Here is a 21471-nt window from a genome sequence, read left to right as displayed (position 1 = left end):
GGAGCAGACACCGGGGCCGCGTCGATCGGCCCGGGGTCTCGTCGTTACCGACGCGCCTTGCGGGGCGCCGGGGAATCGACCGCCGGTTTCGACAGCCACGTCTCGAATCCGTCGAGCATGAGCTGCAGGCCGGCGCCGAGCCGTTTCTCGCTGTCGATATTCGCGAAAGGCTCGACGAGGAAGGCCGCACCCGGAATGGCTTCGCGGTCGAACTGGGAGACGTGGCGGACGATGAATTCCTTGTGCTCGCCAGGCGCCTGCCGGTTGGCGAATTCGACGCTGATGCTCGTCACGAACATCATCGTCAAGTCGTACGCGAGTGCCGCTTGCGCAGGTGTAAAACCGGCGTGCTCGAGAATGCGCCCGAGATGATCGAAGTAGGCAAGGCCGTAGTCCGTCTCGCCCGGCTGGACGCGCTGAAACAGCCTGAACCGGTTTTGCGTCGCGATATAGTTCGCGATGCCTGGCCAGCGTGCGAGGACGTCCAGCGACGATCGGCACACCCCTTCCAGATCGACGCGCCAGTCGCCCGTCACGGCCGGAAGTGCCAGCACCCGCTCGCGGAAAGCCGTGTTCAGCACGGCACTGAGCAAGTCGTCCTTGCTGCCGACGTAGTAGTGAACGAGTCCCGGCGCAACGCCCATCTCGCGAGCCACGCGAACCATCGACACGTCGAAGATCGATTCCTTCTGCGCGAGTTCGACCGCACTGCGGATGACGGCGTCGCGCGACAGCCCGGAACCCGGCGTGTCGCTTTTCGGGCGTCTGCCGGAGCGCCGGGGTGTGGACGGAACGGCTTCTTCTGGCGCGATTTTGGTTGATTTCATAGAGCAGGGTAAACGATAGCGCCGAGGCTGCACGCTTTAAATTGACACCGTCTCAACTCTAGCACTATTCTTTGCTCATGCGCATTTGAGGCGGTCTCAATTAATCTTAAATTGAGACTGTCTCAAATAATGTCGGATCAACGAGACAGGAAGACGGAGCACTCATGAAACAGCAGGGTTCGAACGGAAGAGTCGCCGTGACCGCCGGGTTGCGGGGGGCGTCGTGGACGCCTGCCCGCATGCAGGTTCCCTACACCACGACACCCTTCCCGTTGATGACGCAGGATGGGCAGGCGACGCTGGGCGTGCTCTTCTCCCGAGCGCCCGTACGGAAGGTCGTATTCATCATGCACCCCCGCGAATTCGTGATGACGCACTATCTGGTGCCTGAAGCGCTGGATGCCGGTTGGGCCTGCTGGGTGCAGGCGCCGCGTTCGATCGGCAGCGACCTGCGCCTTGAACATGAGATTGCGCTGCACGATGTCGCAGCGGGCATGCGTCAGCTTCGCGAACTGGGGTTCGAGACGATCGTGCTGGCAGGGAATTCGGGCGGTGCCGGGCTGTTCGCGTTCTACAACCAGCAATCGCGGCTCCCTGCCGAGGAGCGGATCCGCCGCACGCCGGCAGGTCGCCCGACGGGCCTCGACACCGCGGTCATGCCGGTCGCGGACGGCATCGCGTTCGTCTCGCCTCACCCGGGACAAGGCGTGTTGCTGATGAATGCACTGGATCCGTCGGTCACGGACGAGAGCGACCCGTTCTCGAGTGCTGCGGAGCTCGATCCGTTCAGCGCGGCAAACGGCTTTCGCCGGCCACCCGAATCATCCAGCTATGCGCCCGAATTCATCGAGCGATACCGTCGTGCGCAACGCGAGCGCGTTGCCCGGCTCGACCAGCGCGCTCGGGAACTGGTCGAGCGCAGGCAATCGGCGCGCGCGCGACTGAAAGAGGCCCCCACGCGTACCGACAAGCAACTCGCGAGTCATGGCCCGATCCTGACGGTGTGGCGAACCGACGCCGATCTGCGCTGCTGGGACACGTCGCTCGATCCGTCCGATCGCCTGGTCGGCTCGCTATGGGGCGCCGACCCGTCGGTATCCAACCTGGGAAGCGTGGGCTTTGGCCGGCTGGTGACGCCGGAATCGTGGCTGTCGACCTGGTCCGGCCTGTCGTCGAACGCATCGTTTGCCAAGTGCGCGTCGTCGATCGTGCAGCCGACCTTGTTGATCGAATACACGGGTGACAACAGCGCGTTCCCGGGTGACATCGATGCCATGTTCGCGTCGTTCGCGACTGCCGACAAGGCGCGTCACCGTGTACGCGGCAATCACCACGGATTGCCGCTGGATGATGGCGAGGTTTCCGGTCAGGTGCTGGCGGGCCAGCATCTGCAGGCCTGGCTCAACGCGAAGTTCTGACAAGACATTACAAAACCATGGAGACGGTAAGGATGGACTCGGTACGTAATCCTCATGAAGCGGGTGCCTCGCCAGTCGATGCCGCTGCCGCACCGACGTCGGCCGCCCGTGCGGCGCACGTGCTCAACCCGATTCCGGGCGTTGTGTATCCGGATCAGGCCGATCTTGACCGCTATGTTGCGGAAGGCGTGCTCGGATTCGAAACACTCGCGGACGGGTTTCGCGCGGCGGCGGCACGCCATCCCGACAACCTGGCGCTCGTCGGGCCGGCATTGAGCATGACTTACGCCGAACTCGACTCGAAGTCGAACAGGCTCGGCGCGGCGCTGCTGGCGCAAGGCCTCGAACCGCTTGACCGCGTGGTGTTCCAGCTCGGGAACAGCGCCCAGCTCGTCGTGATGTTCCTCGCCTGCGTGAAGGCTGGCCTGATCCCGATCTGTACGTTGGCGGCGCACCGGGAGCACGAGATCGGTTATCTCGCGAACCTGGCTGAAGCGAAGATTCATTTCGTCCAGGGTGACGATCCGAAGTTCGACGATATCGCGTTTGCACGAGACATCCAGTCTCGCGCGCCGACGATGAAACTGATCCTGCAGGCGCGCGGCGAGCCGCGTGACGGCGTGCTCCATCTCGAGCATCTGATCGAATCGCTCGACGATGAAGCGGCCGCGGCGCGGCTGGCGGAAGTCCGGCTTGATCCGTTCCAGGTGGCCGTGTTCCAGCTTTCCGGCGGCACGACGGGCGTGCCGAAGATCATTCCGCGTTTCAACAACGAATATCTCTACAACATGCGCGCGGTCGCGGAATGGCTCGGTTTCCAGCCGAGCGACGTGCTGTTCATGCCGCAGCCGATGGTGCACAACCTGAACATGGGGTGCTGCTTCGGACCGTTCCTGATGACGGGCGGTACGGTGACCGTGCCGCCGGATCTGGCACCGGAGACGTTGATCTCGTTGATCGAGACGACGCGACCGACCTGGCTGATGCTCGGCGGGCCGATCATCGCACGGATCGAGACGGCCATTCAGTCCGGGCGCATCGATCTGTCGAATGCGCGCGGCGTCATCGCGGCAAACAGCGCGCCGAAGCTGCGCGCGCTGCTCGGCGTGCCCGTCTTTCACATCTTCGGCATCACCGAGGGCGTGATCATGTTCACGCACCCGGACGATTCGCAGGAGGCGCTCGATACGACCAATGGCCGGCCTGTCAGCGCGTGGGACCGTATCCGTCTCCTCGGCCCCGGCACGGAAGAGCCGGTTCGCGCCGGTGAAATCGGCGAACCGGCGTTCAAGGGGCCTTACACGATCCACGGCTATTTCCGGGCCGAAGAGCGCAACAAGGAAACCTTCACGAGCGACGGCTATTACCGCTCGGGTGATCTGATGGAGGCGCGTGAGATCGACGGCAAGACCTACTTCGTGTTCCGCGGCCGTTTCAAGGACCTCGTGAGCCGTGGCGGCGAAAAGATCAACTGCGAAGAGGTGGAGATGGCCGTTGCCGGACATCCGTCGATCGCGCAGGTCGTCGCGGTGCCGTATCCCGATCCGGTATTCGACGAACGGCTGTGTGCCGTGCTCATCCTGCGTGACGGGCATGCCGCGCCCAGTCTCCCGGAACTTGGTGCCTTTCTGAAAGAGTACGGCCTCGCGAAATTCAAGTGGCCGGAGCGCATCGAGGTGGTCGACTCGTTTCCGTTGACCGCATCGGGCAAGCTCAGCCGTCAGTCGCTGCGCGAAATGGTCGCGCGACAAGTCGTCGGTTCCGAAAAAAGCTCGTGAATCTGATTGACCCATTACTGGAGAACACAGTGAATTCCACGCAACCGGTGCTGAAGGGCGTGCACCATACCGCCCGGCCTACCTGGAAACTTCGGGAAACCGTCGAGTTCTACCGAGACAAGCTCGGGCTGCCGCTCGTTCATGCGATTTCGGCGCGCGGCTGGGGGCCGGCGAATCATCCGGACTTCCTCCACTTTTTCTTCGAAAGCGGCAAGGGGAGTACCATCGCGTTCTTCTACTACATCGACACGGAGCAGCCGGATTACACGCGCGCCGTTGCCGACTATCGTTTCGAGGCGACGCATACTGCGTGGGCAGTGGACACGTACGAGGAATTGATCGCGTGGCGCGACCGGCTCGAGGCACATGGCATTCCGCTGATCTACCAGATTCGCCACGAACTGATCGAGTCGATCTATTTCAGCGATCCGAACGGGTATTACCTCGAGATCACGCTGCAGCAACGTCCGATGAACCTGCTCGATGCGGACGATGCGAAACGAACGCTCGACGCAGCGATGAAGGCCGAGGACGCGATGTTCGCAGGCACCGGCGAATTCAAGTCGATCGACCAGGTCTGGCGCGACAAGGCGCACGGGATCGGTGAATCGAACGGCGAGAACGACGGGTCGGAAGCGGTGCTCTATGTGCTCGACGTGCCCGAATTCGAACCGCTCGTCGAATCGAGCAAGAGCAACCCGCGCTACCACGTCGACGGTCCGACCAACGGCTACTGGAAGATCTGCTCGCCCGACGCGATCGTCTTCGACCGCAAGGCACTGGGTTTCGTGCCGGCACTCTGGAACGCGTCGCTGACGGGGGGATTCGACGGCAACGTCAAGACCTTCGACCGCTATACGCTTGAAATCACGCCGCGGGGGGAGCAATGAAAATCGCGATCGTGGGGGGCGGCCCGTCCGGGCTGTATCTGGGGCTCCTGCTCAAGCGCAAGGCGCCTGACTGGCAGGTCGACGTGATCGAACAGAACGTCGCCGACGCCACGTTCGGGTTCGGCGTCGTGCTCGCGGATACCGGCATGCTGCAGTTGCAGGAGGCCGACGAGCGTTCCTACACCGCACTGTGCGACGCGATGCGCTACAACGATCGACAGGTCATCGTCCAGCGCGAGGAGCCGATCGAGATCAAGCTGAACGTGAAGGGCGGCGCCATCCCGCGCCTCGCGTTGCTGCAGGTCCTTCAGCGCGAAGCGGAGGCGGCGGGCGTTCGCATTCATTTCGGCCGTCGGATCGAGACGACCCTCGATCTCGCGTCGTTCGGCCTCGACGATGCGGATGTCGTGGTGGGCGCGGATGGCATCAACTCCGTGGTGCGCCGGCAGTATCCGGACGCCTTCGGTACCACGCAGCGATCGCTGAGCAACCACTTTGCGTGGTATGGCACGAAGCGCGTGTTCGAGGCGCCGGCACTCGTCTTCCGCAATTTCAATGGTGGCCATTTTGTTGCGCACTACTACGCATATAGCGACAACATGAGCACGTTCGTCGCGGAGTGCGACGACGCAACGTGGAACCGTCTCAACCTCGACGAGTTGGCCGACGACGATCGCCAGCACCTGTTCGAGGAGATTTTCGCGCCCGAGCTCGGCGGCCTTCCGCTGATCTCGAACAAATCCGTGTGGCGGCAGTTCCCGGTCATCCGTAACGAAAAGTGGGTAAACGGCCGCCACGTGCTGATCGGTGACGCACTCGCAAGCGCGCATTTCTCGATCGGCTCGGGCACGCGCATCGCGATGACGGACGCGATCGCGCTGGCACGGGCGCTGCTCGATTGCGACGGCGACGCGGCACGCGGGCTCGCTGCGTTCGAGCAGGATCACAAGCCGCAGAAGAACAAGCTGATCGATGCGTCCGAACGTTCGTACATGTGGTACGAGGAGATCGCGGTGTGGATGGACAGCTACACGCCCGAGGAATTCGTTTACCAGTTCATGACGCGAACCGGCCGGATCGACGATGCGCGCTTGCGCAGCGAGTTTCCCGAGCTCGTGCAACGGCTCGCAGGCAGCGCGGGGGTCCTGTGAACGAAAGCTCCGAAATCGTGGTGGCCGATCTGCCGTTCACGGTGCGGCGCATCGCGCGCTGGTCCGACTGCGATCCGGCCGGCGTCGTGTTCACCGGCCGCTTTACCGACTACCTCCTGGGCGCCGTCATGCATTTCTATCGACACATCGGTTACGGGGCCGTCGGGCGAGCAGGGCGCGAGAGCGGGGTCGGCTTGCCGTGCAAGCACATGAGCCTGACGTTTCACGCGTCGCTCTACCCCGAAGACGTCGTCGATATCCGTGTCGAAGTGGGCGAGATCCGCACGCGTACGTTCGATCTGATTGCACGCGCCTTTCTCCCGGACGGACGCCTCGCGTTCGAAGGCCGGTTCACGCCGATTGCCATCCGCGAGGGCGTTCGAGAGAGCATCGAGATCCCACCCACATTGCGGGCGGCGCTCGAACCGTATCTGACCTCCAAGGAGCCAGCATGACTGCAAGAACCTACCGAATCGGCCAGATCGTGCCGAGTTCGAATACGACGATGGAGACCGAAATTCCCGCGATGCTGCGCGCGCGCGAAAGCATTCGCCCCGACGAACGCTTCACGTTTCACAGCAGCCGGATGCGGATGCACAAGGTGACGCGCGAGGAACTCGAGGCGATGAACCGCGAAGGGCTGCGCTGCGCGGCGGAACTGGCCGATGCGCGGGTCGACGTGATGAGCACGGCCTGTCTGGTCGCGATCATGGCGATGGGCAACGGCTACCACCGCGAAGTCGAGCGCGAACTGACGGCGGTGGCCCGCGAGAATCACTGCAACTCGCCCGTGATGACGTCGGCCGGTGCGTTGGTGGAAGGGCTGAAGATCATGGGGGCAAAGAAGATCTCGTTGCTGGCGCCGTATATGCGCCCGCTGTGCGATCGGGTTGTCGAGTACGTCGAGAACGAGGGCATCGAAGTGATCGATTCGCTCGCGTTCGAGATTCCGGACAACCTCGAGGTCGGACGGCGCGATCCGGCACGCCTGGTCGACGACGTGAAGAAGCTGAACATCGCGAATGCCGACGTCGTCGTGCTGTCGGCCTGTGTCCAGATGCAGTCGCTGCCGTCGATCCAGCTCGTCGAGGATGCCCTTGGCGTTCCGGTGACGTCCACTGCCATCTGCACGACGCGACGGATGCTCGATCACCTGGGGCTCGAACCGGTCGTGCCGAATGCCGGCGCCCTGCTGAGTGGCGCCTATCGATAGACGAATCGCGTTCGAATCATCTGGAAATAGCCCGTCACATAGTACGGAATCCTATTTGTTGGAGTGGATGCAATGAGAGAAGCAGTCATCGTCTCGACGGCCAGGACGCCCATCGGTCGAGCCTATCGCGGGGCGTTCAACGCGACGAAGTCGCCGAGTCTCATGGGGCATGCGATTCGTCATGCGGTGGCGCGTGCCGGCGTCGAGCCGGGGCGCATCGAGGACGTCATTGTCGGCACGGTACTGGCGGCGGGCACGGCAGGTTCGAATATCGCGCGGAACGCCTCGTTTGCGGCCGGGCTTCCACATACCGTCGCCGCGCAATCGATCGATCGCCAGTGCGCGTCGGGCCTGATGGCGATCGCAACCGGCGCGAAGCAGATCGTCGTGGATGGCATGGACGTCGTCGTGGCCGGCGGGCAGGAAAACATCTCCGCGATCCAGGATCGGTACTACGACTGGGTGTACGCGGAGAAGGATGCCGAGGTGCTGCGCCACGCCGAGCACGCCTATATGCCGATGCTCGAGACCGCGGAATGCGTGTCGACACGCTACGGCATCACGCGCGAGCAGCAGGACGCGTATGCGCTGGCATCGCAGCAGAGAACGGCGGCTGCACAGCGCGACGGCCTGTACGACGACGAAATCGTGCCGATCACGGTCTCGACGCGGGTGACGGACAAGCAGACCGGCGCGATCGACGTGCGCGAGATCACGCTCTCGAAAGACGAAGGAAACCGTCCGGACACGACATTGCAGGGGCTTGAGTCGCTGAAGGCGGTGCTCGCCGGCGGCACGGTGACGGCTGGCAACGCGAGCCAGCTCTCCGACGGTGCAAGCGCGTGCGTACTGATGGATGCGCGCTCGGCCGAACGTGCGGGGCTCGCCCCGCTGGGCATCTACAGAGGGATGGCCGTGGCCGGGACCGCGCCGGAAGAGATGGGCATTGGTCCGGTCTACGCGATTCCGAAGCTGCTCAAGCAGCATGGCCTGACGATCGACGATGTCGGGTTGTGGGAGCTGAACGAGGCATTCGCGTGCCAGGTGCTCTATTGCCGAGACCGGCTCGGTATCGATCCGGACCGCTACAACGTCAACGGCGGGGCGATCGCGATCGGGCATCCGTACGGGATGACGGGTTCGCGGCTGGTTGGACATGCGTTGCTCGAAGGACGGCGCCGGCGCGTGAAGCATGTCGTGGTTGCGATGTGTGTCGGTGGCGGAATGGGGGCCGCCGCGTTGTTCGAGGTGTGTTGATCGGGCGGGATGAACGCGCATAGCGATAAAGATATTGGAGACAGACTCGTGGAAAACAACACAACCGTTGAGCTGGCACCGGACGCGACGCTGGCCGGCTCCGTCCGGAGCGCGCGCATCGTGTTCGGCTGCGCCGTGGGGATGCTCGTGGGATTCTCGGCCACGTACTTCAGTACGTTGTCGATCTTCCTCAAGCCGATCGCGCAGGCATTCGGGTGGACGCGCGCCGGGACCTCCGCGATCGCGGGCCTGGCGCAGCTTGGCCTGGCCATCGGCGCACCCGTCACCGGGCACCTGATCGCACGCTACGGCGTCCGGCGGGTCGTGATGACGTCGACGGTGCTGTTCTCGCTCGGGTTGTTCGCGCTCTCCGTGTCGCCCAGCAACATCGTGTTGTTCGGCGGCCTGACGCTGCTGCTCGGGTTCATGGCAGTGGGCACGACCCCGACCGGCTATCTGAGCGCGTTGCCTGCGCATTTCGACAAGCGGCTCGGGCTGGCAATGGGCATCGCGATGATCGGCCTCGGAATCGGCAACGCGCTGATGCCGTTGCTGGCGCAGCAGTGGATCGACGACGGTGGCTGGCAATCGGGCTATCGGCATCTGTCGCACGTCGTGCTCGTCGGCGGGCTCGCGGCCTACCTGTTGTTGCCGAGCGGTGGCCGTACGAACCGGGCGTGCGCGAAGGTGTCGCCGTCTGCGGCCAATGCGTCACGCGCCGGCCAGCGTGCGTGGCATGCGATGCGGACGTGGCGATTCGCGATGCTGAGCGCGGTGTTCTTCGTTGTTTCATGCGCGGGCCTCGGCGCCATCGTCCACATGGTTCCGTCATTGACCGATCGTGGCATGGCCCCCGCGCAGGCGACGAAGATCGCCGCGTTGATCGGCATCGGCGTGATGGTCGGTCGCGCGGTGACCGGACTGCTGATCGACGTCCTCTCCGCGCGCCACGTCGCCGCAGTTCAGTTCCTGCTCGGTGGCGCCGGTCTCGCGTTGATCGCGGGGAGCCCCGGTTCGCAACTGCCGATGGTTTCGGCCGGCGCCTTCGCATTCGCGTTCGTGATCGGGGCGGAAGGCGATTTCGTGCCGTTCTTCGTCCGCCGCTACTTCGGCGTCGAGCATTTCAGTTTCCTGTACGGCGTCCTGTTCCTGTTCTTCGCACTGGGCGGCGTGGCCGGACCGATCGCGTTCGGCTGGGTATTCGACCACTTTCATACGTACGCGATTGCGTATGCAGGGGCCGGCGCGGCATGCGCGATATGTGCCGCGCTGGTGTTGACGCTCGGCGAGTACGTCTATCCGGTCGACCGGTGAGCGTTGCGTCAATCATCACCTATAAAAATATCTGGAGACTTTTCATGCAGACGAAATGGAGATTGCCGGCCTTCGCGTCGTTGGCGATGACCTCGGCGGTACATGCGCAAAGCTCGCTGACGCTCTACGGCCTGATCGACGAGGGCATCACGTACGTGAATTCCGCGCAGACCGGACGCGCGGCGGGCAAGCCGACCGGAGCCTCGCAGTTCGCACTGACCGACGGGCATGCAACCGGCGTATCCGGGAGCCGCTGGGGGTTGCGTGGTCTGGAAGATCTGGGTGGCGGGCTGAAGGCGACCTTCGTACTGGAGAACGGATTCATGGCGAACACGGGATCGCTCGCGCAAGGCGGCGCCGAATTCGGCCGGCAGTCGTATGTCGGGCTGGCCAGTGATCTTGGCACGCTCACGTTGGGCCGCCAGTACGATCCGCTGGTCAACTTCGTGCAGCCGTATGCGGCAGCGGGAACATGGGCGGGATACATGGGCTCGCATGCGGACGACGTCGACAATTTGTCGAACACGAACCGGATCAACAACGCGGTGAAGTTCACGTCCGCGACCTACCACGGATTCGCGATGGCCGCGATGGTCAGCCTGGGAGGTGTCGCCGGACACACCGGACAGAATCAGATCTGGTCGATCGCGGGCGGATACACGGGAACCGCATTCGCGTTCGGGCTCGGGTACCTGAACGCGCGCGATCCGAACGTATCGTTCTATGGGAACACCCCGAACAAGGGAAGTGCCGTCGCGAACAACATCGGCTCGCCCGGTTCGGCCACGACGCCGCAGGCGTATCCGGTGTTCGCCGGCTATGCGTCGGCCAAGACGCTCCAGATCGCGGGCGCGGGCATGTCCTGGACGTACGCCGGTTCGGCGGTTTCGGTGAGCGCAACCAACACACGCTTCGGCGGGCTTGGCTCGTCGTCCGGCCCGAATCCGCTCGGCTATTCAGGGCTGGCAATGTTCACGAGCGTCGACCTGAATGCACGCTACCGCGCTACGCCGACGCTGCAGTTTGCACTGGGCTTCGACTACACCACGCGGAGCTCGGTCAAGGGCGACGACGGCGCCCGGTATCTGCAGATGAATGCGGCGGTCGACTACAGCCTGTCCAAGGCAACCGATCTTTATGTGCTCGCCGCGGGCCAGCGCGCATCGGGAACGGACTCGCTCGGGCAGCCGGCCGTCGCGTCGATCGCGGGATTCAATCCGTCGGCAACGAACAAGCAGGTCGCGTTCCGCCTCGGCGCGATTCACAGGTTTTAGCCCCCAACCGGATGCCGGTCCCGCTGCCGACGGAAATCGGACGGGCGAGACCGAAAGCCGGAATACGACATTCATAGGAGACATGAAATGGGATTCGTAGTAGGAGTCGATGTAGGCGGAACCTTCACCGATGGTGTGGCGGTCGACGATCGCGGCGTCATCGTGTCGGCCAAGACGCCTTCCACGCCGCCCGACTATTCGGCCGGTGTCTTCAACGTGCTGGGTCTGCTGGCCGAGCAATTCTCGATGTCGCGCGCCGAGTTCCTGCAGAACACCGATCACATTGCACACGGCACGACGTCGTCCCTGAATGCGCTCGTGATGGGCAAGGTGCCGCCCGTCGGATTCATCACGACGCGCGGGCACGGCGATTCGATCGCGATCATGAACGTCGAGGGGCGCTACCTCGGCCGCTCGTCGATGGAGTTGCAGAACGTGCTCGGCCACGCCAAGCCCGCACCGCTCGTCGCGAAGCGTCTGATCAAGGAAGTGACGCAGCGGATGGATCGCGAGGGGAACGTACTCGTCGAACTCGACGATGCGGAAGTTCGCGACGCGGTGCGCGATTGCGTGGCGCAGGGGGTGTCGGCAATCGCCGTGTCGCTGCTCTGGTCATTCCGGAATCCGTCGCACGAGCAGCGCGTGCGCGAGATCATCCACGAAGAGGCGCCGGATATCTACGTTGCATTGTCGTCGGACGTAAGCCCGCGGATCCGCGAATATGCGCGCCATGCGACGACGATCATGAGCACACAGATCGGCCCGGGCCTGCGCGACTACCTGACGAACCTCGAAGCGGGCCTGCGCGGCGAAGGGCTCGCCGGGCCGCTGCTCGTGATGCAGAGTTCGGGCGGCGCGATCACGGCGGCCGAAGCACCGGCCACTGCGATCACGACGGTCGGCTCGGTGCTGACCGGCGGCGTGGTCGGCGCGATGCAGCTCGCGGGCCAGCTCGGCCATCGCAACGTGATGGCAACGGACGTGGGCGGCACGACGTTCCTCGCGGGCCTGATCGTCGATGGCGAGCCGGTGCGCGCGGCGCAGACCATCATCAATCAGTCGCCCGTCAACGTACCGACGCTGCGCGTCGAGGCGATCGGCTCCGGCGGCGGTGCGATCGCGTGGATCGATGCAGGCGGCAATCTGCGGGTCGGCCCGCTGAGCGCCCAGGCCGCGCCAGGGCCGGCCTGCTACGGCGCCGGCGGCATGGAGCCGACCATCACCGACGCGAACCTCGTGCTGGGCATTCTGCCGTCGCGTGGGCTGCTTGGCGGCAAGCGCCCGCTGTCGATCGAACTGGCGCGCGATGCGATCCGGCGCCGGATCGCGGAACCGCTCGGGCTGAGCGTCGAGGACGCGGCCGCAGCGATCTACGCGGTGCAGAACGCGCAGACGGGCGACCTGCTCCGCAAGATCGCGGTGGAGGCCGGCCATGATCCGCGCGATTTCGTCGTCTATGCCTTCGGCGGCGCGGGGCCGGCCCACTGCGCGGCGTACACGTTCGCGGTCGGTGCGAGCGAAGTGCTGGTGCCGCTCGGCCCGGTTGCATCGGCGTTTTCCGCGTTCGGGCTGGCGGCGTCGCAGGTCAACGTGATTCGCGAGCTGTCCGATCCCGCGGTCGCACCGATCGATCCGATGCGCGTAACCGAGAACTTCAAGCGGCTGGAGGAAGAGGTCAGCGCGGTGCTCGAGCGACAGGGCATCAAGTTCGTCGAAACGAAGCTCTATCGCGAGATCGACATGCGCTACGGGATGCAGATGGGCGAGGTGTCGACGCCGCTGGCGTCGGGCCCGATCACCGTCGAATCGCTGCAGGACGCCGTCGACAAGTTCGAGGAACGCTACGCGCAGCTCTTTGGTGCCGGTTCCGGCTTCCGCGATGCAGGCATCCAGGTACTGACCTACCGGGTTCGTGGCGAAGGCATCCTGCCGATCTCGCCGGAACTCCCGGAAATCGAAGCCGCGAACGGCACGCCGGTCGAGCATGCGGTGATCGAACGCCGCCCGATCTGCCTCGATGCACACGACGGTTTCGTCGATACCCCGGCCTACGACTACACGCTGCTGCGTGCCGGGCATGTGGTGGAGGGCCCGGCCGTGATCCAGGTGCCGACGACGACGGTCGTGGTCCCGAACGGGATGCGGGGCGTCATCGACCACCTGGGCAACCTGTCGATCAAGATGAACGCGGCGTGACCCGCGAATAGGAGAACTGTCATGCAATCCACGATTCCGGGTTCCGAAATTTTCGTCAGCCGACCCGTTGCCCCCGAAGTTCTGCTGCGGTCGCTGCCGCCGTCGCTGAAGGCGCACACCGTGTCGGACGACGTCATCGACGCGCTGCATCCGCTGACTTACGAGGTGATCCGCCATCGCCTCTGGTCGATCACCGACGAGATGGGCGAGACGCTGAAGCGCATGTCGGGCAGTCCGGTCGTGTCGGAAGCGAACGACTACGACTTCACGATCAACGACGAAGCGGGACAGGAGGTGCAGATCGGCCTCTACAACACGATGCTGGCCGGCGCGATCGATCTCGCGATCTACTGGACGCTGCAGCACCGCGCCGACAATCCAGGCATCCAGGACGGCGACATGTTCCTGTGCAACGATCCGTGGATCGGCGGCGGTTTGCACCAGAGCGACGTGCTGGTTTTTTCGCCGATCTTCCATGACGGCAAGCTGTTCGGCTGGACGAGCGCGATTTGCCATGAGCCGGATCTCGGCGGGGTGGCGCCCGGGTCGATGCCGATCGCCGCGCCGGACGTGTTTTCGGAGTCGCTGCCGACGCCGCCGATCAAGATCGTCCGGAATTTCGAGCTGCAACGCGACGTGGCCGACATGTGGGTACGCCGCTCGCGCGTGCCGCAACTCATCGGCCTCGATTTGCGCGCGAAGATCGGTGCGAACCTGGTCGGGCGCAAGCGCATTCTCGCGCTGATCGAGCAGTACGGCCCCGACACGGTCAAGGCGGTGATGAAGCGGATGATGAACGACGCAGAGCGCCGCCTGCGCGACAAGCTTCGCAATGCGCCGGACGGGACGTGGCAGGCGACGAGCTACATGGATCAGTCCGAGGCGGGCGACCGTCGTCCGCACAAGCTGACGCTGTCGATGACGAAGCGCGACGATCACCTGACTTTCGATTTCACCGGCACCGCGCCGCAGGCGGGCGTCATCAACTGCACGTATGCGGGGTCGCGTGGCGGCGTGATGCTGGCGCTGCTGCCGACGCTCGCCGGCAATATTCCGTGGGCGGCCGGCGGCCTGATGCGTTGCTTCGACATCGTCACGCCCGAAGGGACAATGAACAACGCGACATTCCCGGCCGCGATCAACAAGGCGCCGATCGCGACGGCATGGGCGATCGGCAACCTGGCCGCGCAGTGCCTGTCGCAGATGCTCGACTGCACGGTCGACATGAAGGCGAACGTGCAGGCGACCTGCTGCGGCACCTGGAACACGGCGGTACTCGCCGGCGTCGATCAGCGCGGCAAGCACCACGCGCCGTTCGTCGATGTCGTGATGGAGTCGATGGCCGGCGGCTACGGCGCGCGTCCCGCTGCCGACGGCATCGACACGGGCGGGCTCTTTTGTATTCCGATGGGCAAGTTGCCCGACGTCGAAATGACCGAGTTGCTGTATCCGCTGGTCGTACTCTGGCGTCGCGAGGAGCCGGACTCGGGCGGCCCGGGCCGGCATCGCGGCGGCGTCAGCGCGTCCGTCGCGATCACGCCGTATGGCTCGTCGCTGCCGATGGCGATGGTGCTCTCGAGCTCGGGGATGGCGACTGCGCAAAACCAGGGGCTCGCGGGCGGCCATCCGGGCAATACGGGGCACAACGTCGTGGTGCGCGACGTGCCGCTCGACGCGATGTTTGCAAAGGGTGAGGTGCCGACCGACCTGTTCGCGCTCGGCGGCGAGCTGACGACTGCACAGTGCATGGCGGCAGGTGAACTCAAGCAAGGCGACGTCCTGTATCTGCATTGCCAGGGTGGCGGCGGCTACGGCGATCCAATTCGCCGCGATGTGCAGGCGGTCGCGACCGACCTGCGAAACGGCAAGATCGGTGGCGGCGCGGCCGAGCTCGTCTACGGCGTGATCGTCGACGCGGCGGGTCACGTCGACGCCGGGAGAACGGAGCACCGGCGCGCGGCGATTCTCGGCGAGCGCCGGAAATATGCGGAGGCGGTGCCGAAGCTGCTCACGGGCCGTTTCGATCCGGAGAAGGCGCGCGCGATCGACGACAACCTCGGCCTTGCGACCGTATCGGGCGGATCGGTTGTGGTCTGCCGGCACTGCGGGCATCAACTGAGCGATCACGACAAGCAGCTGTCGCTGGCGTGCCGCGATTCCGATCCGGTGTCAGGCAGCTCGAACGTGCGTGTCGATCCGTCGTATTACGTCGATGCGGAGATCGTGTTCCGCGAGCACTTCTGCCCGAGCTGCTGGACGACGGTGCATTCCGGCCTGGTGCCGAAGGATCACGTCGACGTGATCAGCGGGATGACCACGCTCGGTGCGGCGGATACGGCGTCGGCATAGGCGCTACGGGGCGTCGCACGGTTGGCCGGCGGTCGGCGATCGCGCGACGCGATTCTTTCGGGTAACGAGGCAAAGGACATGAAACTCAAGGACAAGGTTGCGATCATCACGGGCGCTGCGGCGGGGATCGGGCAGGCAACGGCCCGGATGTTCGCGAGCGAAGGGGCGATCGTCGTATTGTGCGACCGCTCCGGAGACGCGGTGCAACACGAGGCGCGGCACCTGAACGAGCGCGGCCATTCGGCGGTCGCGCATACGCTCGACGTGACCGACAGGGCCGGTATCGACGCGGTGATCGCGAGCGTGAAGGCGCAGTTCGGCCGGATCGACATTCTCGTCAACAACGCGGGCATTACGCAGGATGCGCGGCTCGTGAACATGAGCGAGGCGCAGTTCGACAAGGTCATCGACGTCAACCTGAAGGGCGTGTTCAACTGCACGCAGGCGGTCGTCGACACGATGCTCGAGCAGAAGCGCGGCGTGATTCTCAACGCGTCGAGCGTCGTCGGCATCTACGGGAATTTCGGCCAGACGAACTATGCGGCCAGCAAATTCGGCGTGATCGGCTTCACCAAGACGTGGGCTCGGGAACTCGGTCCAAAAGGCATTCGCGTCAATGCGGTATGCCCGGGCTTCATCGAGACGGACATCCTCAAAACGATGCCGGACAAGGTGCTCGACGGCTTTCGGGATGCATGCTGGCAGCGGCGGCTTGGCGCGCCGAGCGAGATCGCGAGTGTTTACGCGTTCCTCGCGTCGGAAGAAGCCAGCTTCGTGAACGGTACGGCGATCGAGGTTTCGGGCGGGTTGTCGGTGTAACGGCAATCGTGGGGCGAGGGCCGGGCAATGCCGCTTTGAACGGGATTGAAACGATGGATGACAACATCAGGGCGTGCTCGCGCCCTGTGTCGCACGGGAGGTGATGCTCGCGCTCCCGGTTGTCGCTACGACAGCCGCGGCGGATGAGGGTTGGGGGGCGGTTGTCAATCGATACGCCCGTTGGTATGCAGCGGCCCTTTGGACGAGACTGGCGGCCGGTCTGCCACGAAGGCCGGCGCCCGAGAAGCCCTCCGGCACGTCACTGCCGTGATCCATCAGGTCGCCCTCGCGAGCAATGGCCGTCATGCAGCGGCTACACCGCCCGGTGCTTCTTCACCAGTTCCAGGGTTTCGCATGCTCGAAGAATCGTGTCTTGCGAGAATGGCGACAGCGGATGTCCGTCGAGCCACACAATCCACGCGATCACGGCATCGCACTCGATGTCTGTCAGCTTGGGCCAGCGCTGCAGAAAATAGTCATCCCAGTATTGCGCAATCGGCGATCTGTCCAGCGACCCCATCAAGCTCTCGATGACCGTCAGTGCAACCTGATTGTCTTCGACAGAAACACGGATGATCCCGGGTAGAAAGTAGCAGAATGCATCGGGCGTCAATCGGTAAATGGCGTCGGAGTATTGTGTCCAGTCGTGAGCAGTAGTCTCATCCCAGAGCAGGTTTGAGAAGTGCAACGCGTCGTCGTAGTCGTTCGTGTGGGATGAGACGGCCGGAACGACCGACGCCGGCCTCATGCGTTCGGAGAAGGCCGTTCTCACCTGTTTCATCACGAGACGCCCGTCGTCAGCTGTGTGCATTTTCGGTCACTGCTTGCTGGTGGAGTACGACGCCGAGTATGGCTTCGACGGCCTCAACTTGGCTTGCGCCATACAAGCGAACGCGCCCAGCCGGCGATCGCGACAAACGTCAGGCCGGGGGAACACATCAATGCGACGAACAGGTCGAAGCCTTTGGAAAGCTCGGGCTCGGCGGCCCCAAAAATCCAGCGACTGATCGCCCGCATCACGGCGTACCATACAGCCGCACCACCGGCCGAATACAATCCGATCAAGAGCCAGGGCTTCGTTTCCGGTTCAACCTTGCGCCAGATATAAATCGCATACACAGCCCACGCGGCGTAGATTGGAATCCACAGCGGTCGAGGGATGTCGGAAGACGGGACGAAAACCGACAGGATCGCCACAAGGATCACGAGAACAATCAAACCTGTGATGTCCGCGAAGTATCGGCTTCTTTGCACCGTGAGCATGGGTATCAGCCTCTCATTCCTTGAATGCTGAATGGCGACCTGTGCAGGCGTGCTGAAACGACGGAGGCCCGGCGCCTGGCTGGCAGCTAGCATACACGTCTGCGACGGCGCCTGGATGGAGATGTTTGGGATACCGCGCCTAGATGATTCGCTTCCATGCTCCGTGTTCCGCTTTCTCCGGCTCGACGAATGCCCAGATCGAGCGGCAGCACGTGCAGCGACAGTACATGACCGAACCTGCCGAATCGGGTCCTTCGGAAGAGAACTGAGGCTGAGGAATGTTGGTGAGGACGCTGTTTGCGACGGCCGCGTCACGACGATCGGCGTATTGCCGATACTCATGACGTGATTCGAATGCTTTGGGCTCGCCGATACCGAGACAGTGCATGCAGGCCGGAAGCAGGCGCGCGATCGCACCGTTGCTTTGCGCTTCACTCCCTCGCGTGAGCTTCAGCCATTCACCGCGCGGGATTTGTGCGCCCACACGCGTTCTTTCGCCGTCAAGCCACACGCGCAACTGAGGCAGGTCGATATCTCGCTCGCGATAGCGGCGGAGCATGTTCTGAATATCGTGATCCATTGTGGTCGTGTACCTGACTGTCGACGGGCGTCGTCCGGTTGACGCAGCGAGATCTGCATCGCCACCACGATGCCGCTCACAAAATAACCGAGACCCAGTATGCCTCGGGATCCGGATACGACGGGTAGCGATTCGCCACGTTCTCCTTGATGGGTTGTGCCTCCTCCCGACGCCCGCTACGCATGACGCTTCTCATGCTCCAGAAGCCATTGCTTCCGTGCCAGTCCGCCGCCGTAACCGGTGAGCGCCCCGTCCTTCCCCATGACCCGATGACAGGGGACGACGATCGCCACTCGATTGGCGCCATTGGCGCCGGCCACTGCGCGAACCGACTGGGGGGAACCAAGTTTCTCCGCCTGCTCGCCATAACTGGCCGTGCTGCCAAACGGAATGGCCTGCAACGCCTGCCATACCGATTGCTGGAATGGGCTGCCGGGCGTGTCCAGCGTCAGATCGAACTGCTTGCGCGTACCGGTGAAGTACTCGCCGATCTCGTGCTCGGCCTGGCGTGTGTGCGCGTTTTCTCCCGTCAGGATGCGTGCCCGCAGGAGTCGTTGAAGATCCTTGAACTCGGTTTCCAGCATCCGCCGGTCGACGAATTCGAGCAGACAGACGCCCCGCTCGGTGGCGCACACGAACATCGGCCCCAGGGGCGTGGTAAAGCGGTGGATGAGGATGACGTTCGCGGCCTCGGTCGGCGCACGCCCCGTCAGTTTCCTGCAGGTGTAGCCGAAGCCGCTGAGCGAGTCGTAGCCGCTGTCGAGCGCGACGTCGATGGTGCGACGGCCAGCCTTCAGTTCCTCCAGTGCCGTATTGATCCGCAAGGAACGCTGGAACGCCTGGAAACTCATCCCGTAGTGCTGCTGGAACCAGCGGCGGATTCGCTCCGGGCCGAGCCCGCGCTGCCTGAGGCGCGCGTCGCTCAGGCGTTCCTTCGGATGGGCGCGCACCCAGTCAATGGCCTCGGCCACTTCCGGTGGCGCCGCATGCGCGTTCTCGGTCGGCCGGCAGACTTTGCAGGGCCGAAAGCCGGCATTGAGCGTCTCCCGGAGGTCCGTGTAGAACACCACGTTCTCGCGTTTGGGTTTGCGCGCCCGACAGGTCGCGATGCAGAACACGCCCGTCGTTTTCACCCCGACATAGAAGATGCCGACGTGATCCGCCGCGCGCTCGACCAATGCGCGGTAGTAAGCGTCGATTTGCCGGATGTCAGTGACCAGCATGGCAGAACACCGGATCGAAGGATTGTTCGGCGCGTACGTCACTGAACAGCTGCTGCAGCACGTGGTGCGCCCGCTGGTGCAGGAAATTGCCCATGCTGATGCGCTTGACGCCCAGTGCGGCCAGGCGCCCGAACGACGGCAGGGCCGGCATGCACATGACATTCAGCGGGAGCGGGACGCCGCCCACGATTGCAGCGATATCCGCTTCGTCGGTCAAACCGGGCACGAAGAGGCCGTCCGCCCCGCTTTCGGCATAGCGTCGGCCGCGTGCGATGGTTTCCGCCCGCGCACGGTCGACATTCAGCAGACAGGTGTCGGTGCGCACGTTGATGAACAGGTCGACGCAGGCAGCCTGCAAACCTGCACGAATATCGCGCAGGCGTCGCGCAAAGGGCTCGACGTCGACCAGCGTACGCTGGCTGCCGCACACCACGCTGTCCTCCAGGTTGACACCGACGACGCCCAGGGCAGCCAGTTCACGCAGGTTGGCGACGACAGCCTCGGACGTCGCGCCATAGCCGGCTTCGACGTCAACGGACAGCGGCAGGCTGGAAACGGACCGGACGCGGGCAACCAACGCCTTCAGTTCGTCAAAACCGACCCCCTCGCCATCGGCGTAGCCCAGTGAGTCGGCAATGGCGGCGCTGGACGTCCCGATTGCCGCGTAGCCGGCCGTTTCCGCGGCACGGGCGCTGGCGGCATCCCAGACGTTGGCGAGCAACAGCGGTTCGGCTTGTTGATGGAGCTGGGAAAAAGTCATGATGCGTTTCTCGGTTGAGCGGGAGGAAAGTATGGGTTTCCCGTCGATCGCATCACAACCGAAAACTGGACAACCATTTTTTGCGGCTACGTGACTTCTTGCGGTGCTCATCGGCCCCGAAAGCGGCAACCTTATCAGAACGGCGGGGTCGCGCCACCGCGAAACTGACGGGGTTGTACTCCGCTGTATCGCTTGAATGCGATCGAGAATGCCGCTTCGGACTGGTACCCCACCTGCCACGCGATCTTGCCGACCGAAAGCGAGGTGCCCATCAGGAGCCGCGAGGCTTCCTGCATGCGAAAGCGCGTGACATAGCTGAAGATGCCTTCGCCCAACTCGTGTTGCGCTGCAGCGATCAACCGCGAACGCGATGTCCCGGCCACGGTTGCAAGCATCTCCAGTGTCCAGGGCCGGGAAATGTCGCGATGAAACTCACGTAAGGCCGTCGCCACCCGGGAATGGTCCGGCAGCGATATCCACGCCGGCAACTGACGCGTATGCGATGCGATGTAGTGCCGAATGACATCGATCACGATCAGTTCGGCCTGACGCGTTGCCACCGACCGGAATCCCGGGCGCTGCCACGTCAGCTCGTCTCGAATGGCGTCAGTCGCGCGACACAGCCACACCGGCAACTCGTCGAAGTTCAACAGCAACACGTCGGGCAACGCATCGAATAGCGAGGGGCTCACGCCTTTTGCTGGCGCCATGCCGATGAAAAATGTCGACGTCACGCCCTTGTCCGGCGACTCGCCGAACGCAATCGTCTGGAAGCGATCGACATTGGCGGGATTGCGCAGATCGACGGGCTGGTTGGGGCGGGTGAATAGCGCGTCCTGAACGATGTGTTCGCGTGCGCGAAGGATCAGGCACACGCTTTTGTCGTGCAGCGCATTCCGCTGTCCCGACTGCGTCATGAACAGGCTGCACGTCGCACCGGTGAAGATATACAGCGTGACCGGCCATATGTCGCCGGGCATACGTACCGCCCACGGGCTACTTGATTGTGCGTGACCCGCCTCGATTTCCGCGAAGCGGCACGTATCGAGCGCAGCAGTTATCGGATCCATTTACCGTACTCCATTCATCCCTGCATGTCGTCGGACGCCGGTTTCCGCGCCGGGCATCCCGCCACAAGGGAAACACCGCGGGCTGCCGC

The 21471-nt window shown here is 63.9% G+C and carries 19 protein-coding genes; 12 read left to right on the top strand and 7 right to left on the bottom strand.

Features of this window, described 5'->3' with window-relative positions; translation table 11 throughout:
• Positions 1-44 precede the first annotated feature (44 nt).
• A complete protein-coding gene (locus LGN19_RS17395) occupies positions 45-860 on the bottom strand; it encodes a TetR/AcrR family transcriptional regulator (RefSeq protein ID WP_174956588.1) in 816 nt (271 codons plus the stop codon).
• Between the two features lie 131 nt (positions 861-991).
• Here LGN19_RS17395 and LGN19_RS17390 point away from each other — a divergent pair, with 131 nt between their 5' ends.
• The 12 genes from LGN19_RS17390 (at position 992) to fabG (ending at position 16486) form a co-directional block, all read left to right on the top strand.
• Positions 992-2245, top strand: a complete 1254-nt coding sequence (locus LGN19_RS17390) for an alpha/beta hydrolase (RefSeq protein WP_226216239.1) — start codon at positions 992-994, stop codon at positions 2243-2245.
• Between the two features lie 32 nt (positions 2246-2277).
• The gene (locus LGN19_RS17385; RefSeq protein WP_226216237.1) at positions 2278-4023 is read left to right on the top strand and encodes an AMP-binding protein; all 1746 of its coding nucleotides are present in this window, start codon (positions 2278-2280) and stop codon (positions 4021-4023) included.
• A gap of 29 nt (positions 4024-4052) precedes the next feature.
• Positions 4053-4913, top strand: coding sequence for a VOC family protein (locus LGN19_RS17380; protein WP_122948431.1), 861 nt, complete (start codon positions 4053-4055; stop codon positions 4911-4913).
• Complete coding sequence (locus tag LGN19_RS17375; protein ID WP_226216235.1) at positions 4910-6064, top strand: FAD-dependent monooxygenase; 1155 nt, start codon at positions 4910-4912, stop codon at positions 6062-6064. The genes LGN19_RS17380 and LGN19_RS17375 overlap by 4 nt, the downstream gene beginning before the upstream one ends.
• Positions 6061-6519 (top strand): acyl-CoA thioesterase, encoded by a 459-nt coding sequence (locus tag LGN19_RS17370; RefSeq protein WP_175222112.1) that lies wholly within the window; start codon positions 6061-6063, stop codon positions 6517-6519. The genes LGN19_RS17375 and LGN19_RS17370 overlap by 4 nt, the downstream gene beginning before the upstream one ends.
• Positions 6516-7277 (top strand): Asp/Glu racemase, encoded by a 762-nt coding sequence (locus LGN19_RS17365; RefSeq protein WP_122948434.1) that lies wholly within the window; start codon positions 6516-6518, stop codon positions 7275-7277. The genes LGN19_RS17370 and LGN19_RS17365 overlap by 4 nt, the downstream gene beginning before the upstream one ends.
• A 72-nt stretch (positions 7278-7349) precedes the next feature.
• Positions 7350-8534, top strand: coding sequence for an acetyl-CoA C-acyltransferase (locus tag LGN19_RS17360; protein WP_175222113.1), 1185 nt, complete (start codon positions 7350-7352; stop codon positions 8532-8534).
• Positions 8535-8582: 48 nt separating this feature from the next.
• Positions 8583-9848, top strand: a complete 1266-nt coding sequence (locus LGN19_RS17355; protein ID WP_174956595.1) for an MFS transporter — start codon at positions 8583-8585, stop codon at positions 9846-9848.
• A gap of 44 nt (positions 9849-9892) precedes the next feature.
• A complete protein-coding gene (locus tag LGN19_RS17350) occupies positions 9893-11122 on the top strand; it encodes a porin (RefSeq protein ID WP_226216233.1) in 1230 nt (409 codons plus the stop codon).
• An 87-nt stretch (positions 11123-11209) separates the two neighbouring features.
• Positions 11210-13318, top strand: a complete 2109-nt coding sequence (locus tag LGN19_RS17345; RefSeq protein WP_226216231.1) for a hydantoinase/oxoprolinase family protein — start codon at positions 11210-11212, stop codon at positions 13316-13318.
• Positions 13319-13339: 21 nt separating this feature from the next.
• Positions 13340-15667, top strand: a complete 2328-nt coding sequence (locus LGN19_RS17340) for a hydantoinase B/oxoprolinase family protein (RefSeq protein WP_226216229.1) — start codon at positions 13340-13342, stop codon at positions 15665-15667.
• A 78-nt stretch (positions 15668-15745) separates the two neighbouring features.
• A complete protein-coding gene (gene fabG, locus LGN19_RS17335) occupies positions 15746-16486 on the top strand; it encodes a 3-oxoacyl-ACP reductase FabG (protein ID WP_174956598.1) in 741 nt (246 codons plus the stop codon).
• A 313-nt stretch (positions 16487-16799) separates the two neighbouring features.
• Here fabG and LGN19_RS17330 read toward each other — a convergent pair whose 3' ends face one another.
• The 6 genes from LGN19_RS17330 to LGN19_RS17305 form a co-directional block, all read right to left on the bottom strand.
• A complete protein-coding gene (locus LGN19_RS17330; protein ID WP_226216227.1) occupies positions 16800-17297 on the bottom strand; it encodes a hypothetical protein in 498 nt (165 codons plus the stop codon).
• A gap of 53 nt (positions 17298-17350) precedes the next feature.
• Positions 17351-17842 carry a hypothetical protein gene (locus LGN19_RS17325; RefSeq protein WP_164462768.1) on the bottom strand — a complete coding sequence of 164 codons (492 nt, stop codon included), beginning with the start codon at positions 17840-17842 and terminating at the stop codon, positions 17351-17353.
• A gap of 46 nt (positions 17843-17888) precedes the next feature.
• Positions 17889-18329, bottom strand: a complete 441-nt coding sequence (locus LGN19_RS17320; RefSeq protein ID WP_226216225.1) for a hypothetical protein — start codon at positions 18327-18329, stop codon at positions 17889-17891.
• Positions 18330-18505: 176 nt separating this feature from the next.
• Positions 18506-19552, bottom strand: a complete 1047-nt coding sequence (locus LGN19_RS17315; protein WP_226216223.1) for a bifunctional transcriptional activator/DNA repair enzyme AdaA — start codon at positions 19550-19552, stop codon at positions 18506-18508.
• On the bottom strand, positions 19539-20312 hold the full coding sequence (locus tag LGN19_RS17310) for an isocitrate lyase/PEP mutase family protein (RefSeq protein ID WP_226216221.1): 774 nt from the start codon (positions 20310-20312) through the stop codon (positions 19539-19541). Before LGN19_RS17310 ends, LGN19_RS17315 begins: the two co-directional genes overlap by 14 nt.
• A gap of 134 nt (positions 20313-20446) precedes the next feature.
• Complete coding sequence (locus LGN19_RS17305; protein WP_226216219.1) at positions 20447-21382, bottom strand: AraC family transcriptional regulator; 936 nt, start codon at positions 21380-21382, stop codon at positions 20447-20449.
• Between the last annotated feature and the right edge of the window lie 89 nt (positions 21383-21471).

This window comes from Burkholderia sp. AU30198 (genome assembly GCF_020419825.1).
Lineage (GTDB): Bacteria > Pseudomonadota > Gammaproteobacteria > Burkholderiales > Burkholderiaceae > Burkholderia.
Note: the sequence above shows the minus strand (reverse complement) of the source record. Positions and strands in the feature narration are given on the sequence as shown.

Bases quoted from the DNA above. Each gene is read 5' to 3' on its own strand.
- LGN19_RS17325 (WP_164462768.1), bottom strand. From the start codon at position 17,842: ATGCTAGCTGCCAGCCAGGCGCCGGGCCTCCGTCGTTTCAGCACGCCT.
- LGN19_RS17345 (WP_226216231.1), top strand. From the start codon at position 11,210: ATGGGATTCGTAGTAGGAGTCGATGTAGGCGGAACCTTCACCGATGGT.
- LGN19_RS17305 (WP_226216219.1), bottom strand. From the start codon at position 21,382: ATGGATCCGATAACTGCTGCGCTCGATACGTGCCGCTTCGCGGAAATC.
- LGN19_RS17315 (WP_226216223.1), bottom strand. From the start codon at position 19,552: ATGCTGGTCACTGACATCCGGCAAATCGACGCTTACTACCGCGCATTG.
- LGN19_RS17360 (WP_175222113.1), top strand. From the start codon at position 7,350: ATGAGAGAAGCAGTCATCGTCTCGACGGCCAGGACGCCCATCGGTCGA.
- LGN19_RS17385 (WP_226216237.1), top strand. From the start codon at position 2,278: ATGGACTCGGTACGTAATCCTCATGAAGCGGGTGCCTCGCCAGTCGAT.
- LGN19_RS17340 (WP_226216229.1), top strand. From the start codon at position 13,340: ATGCAATCCACGATTCCGGGTTCCGAAATTTTCGTCAGCCGACCCGTT.
- LGN19_RS17320 (WP_226216225.1), bottom strand. From the start codon at position 18,329: ATGGATCACGATATTCAGAACATGCTCCGCCGCTATCGCGAGCGAGAT.
- LGN19_RS17350 (WP_226216233.1), top strand. From the start codon at position 9,893: ATGCAGACGAAATGGAGATTGCCGGCCTTCGCGTCGTTGGCGATGACC.
- LGN19_RS17330 (WP_226216227.1), bottom strand. From the start codon at position 17,297: ATGCACACAGCTGACGACGGGCGTCTCGTGATGAAACAGGTGAGAACG.
- fabG (WP_174956598.1), top strand. From the start codon at position 15,746: ATGAAACTCAAGGACAAGGTTGCGATCATCACGGGCGCTGCGGCGGGG.
- LGN19_RS17310 (WP_226216221.1), bottom strand. From the start codon at position 20,312: ATGACTTTTTCCCAGCTCCATCAACAAGCCGAACCGCTGTTGCTCGCC.
- LGN19_RS17390 (WP_226216239.1), top strand. From the start codon at position 992: ATGAAACAGCAGGGTTCGAACGGAAGAGTCGCCGTGACCGCCGGGTTG.
- LGN19_RS17375 (WP_226216235.1), top strand. From the start codon at position 4,910: ATGAAAATCGCGATCGTGGGGGGCGGCCCGTCCGGGCTGTATCTGGGG.
- LGN19_RS17365 (WP_122948434.1), top strand. From the start codon at position 6,516: ATGACTGCAAGAACCTACCGAATCGGCCAGATCGTGCCGAGTTCGAAT.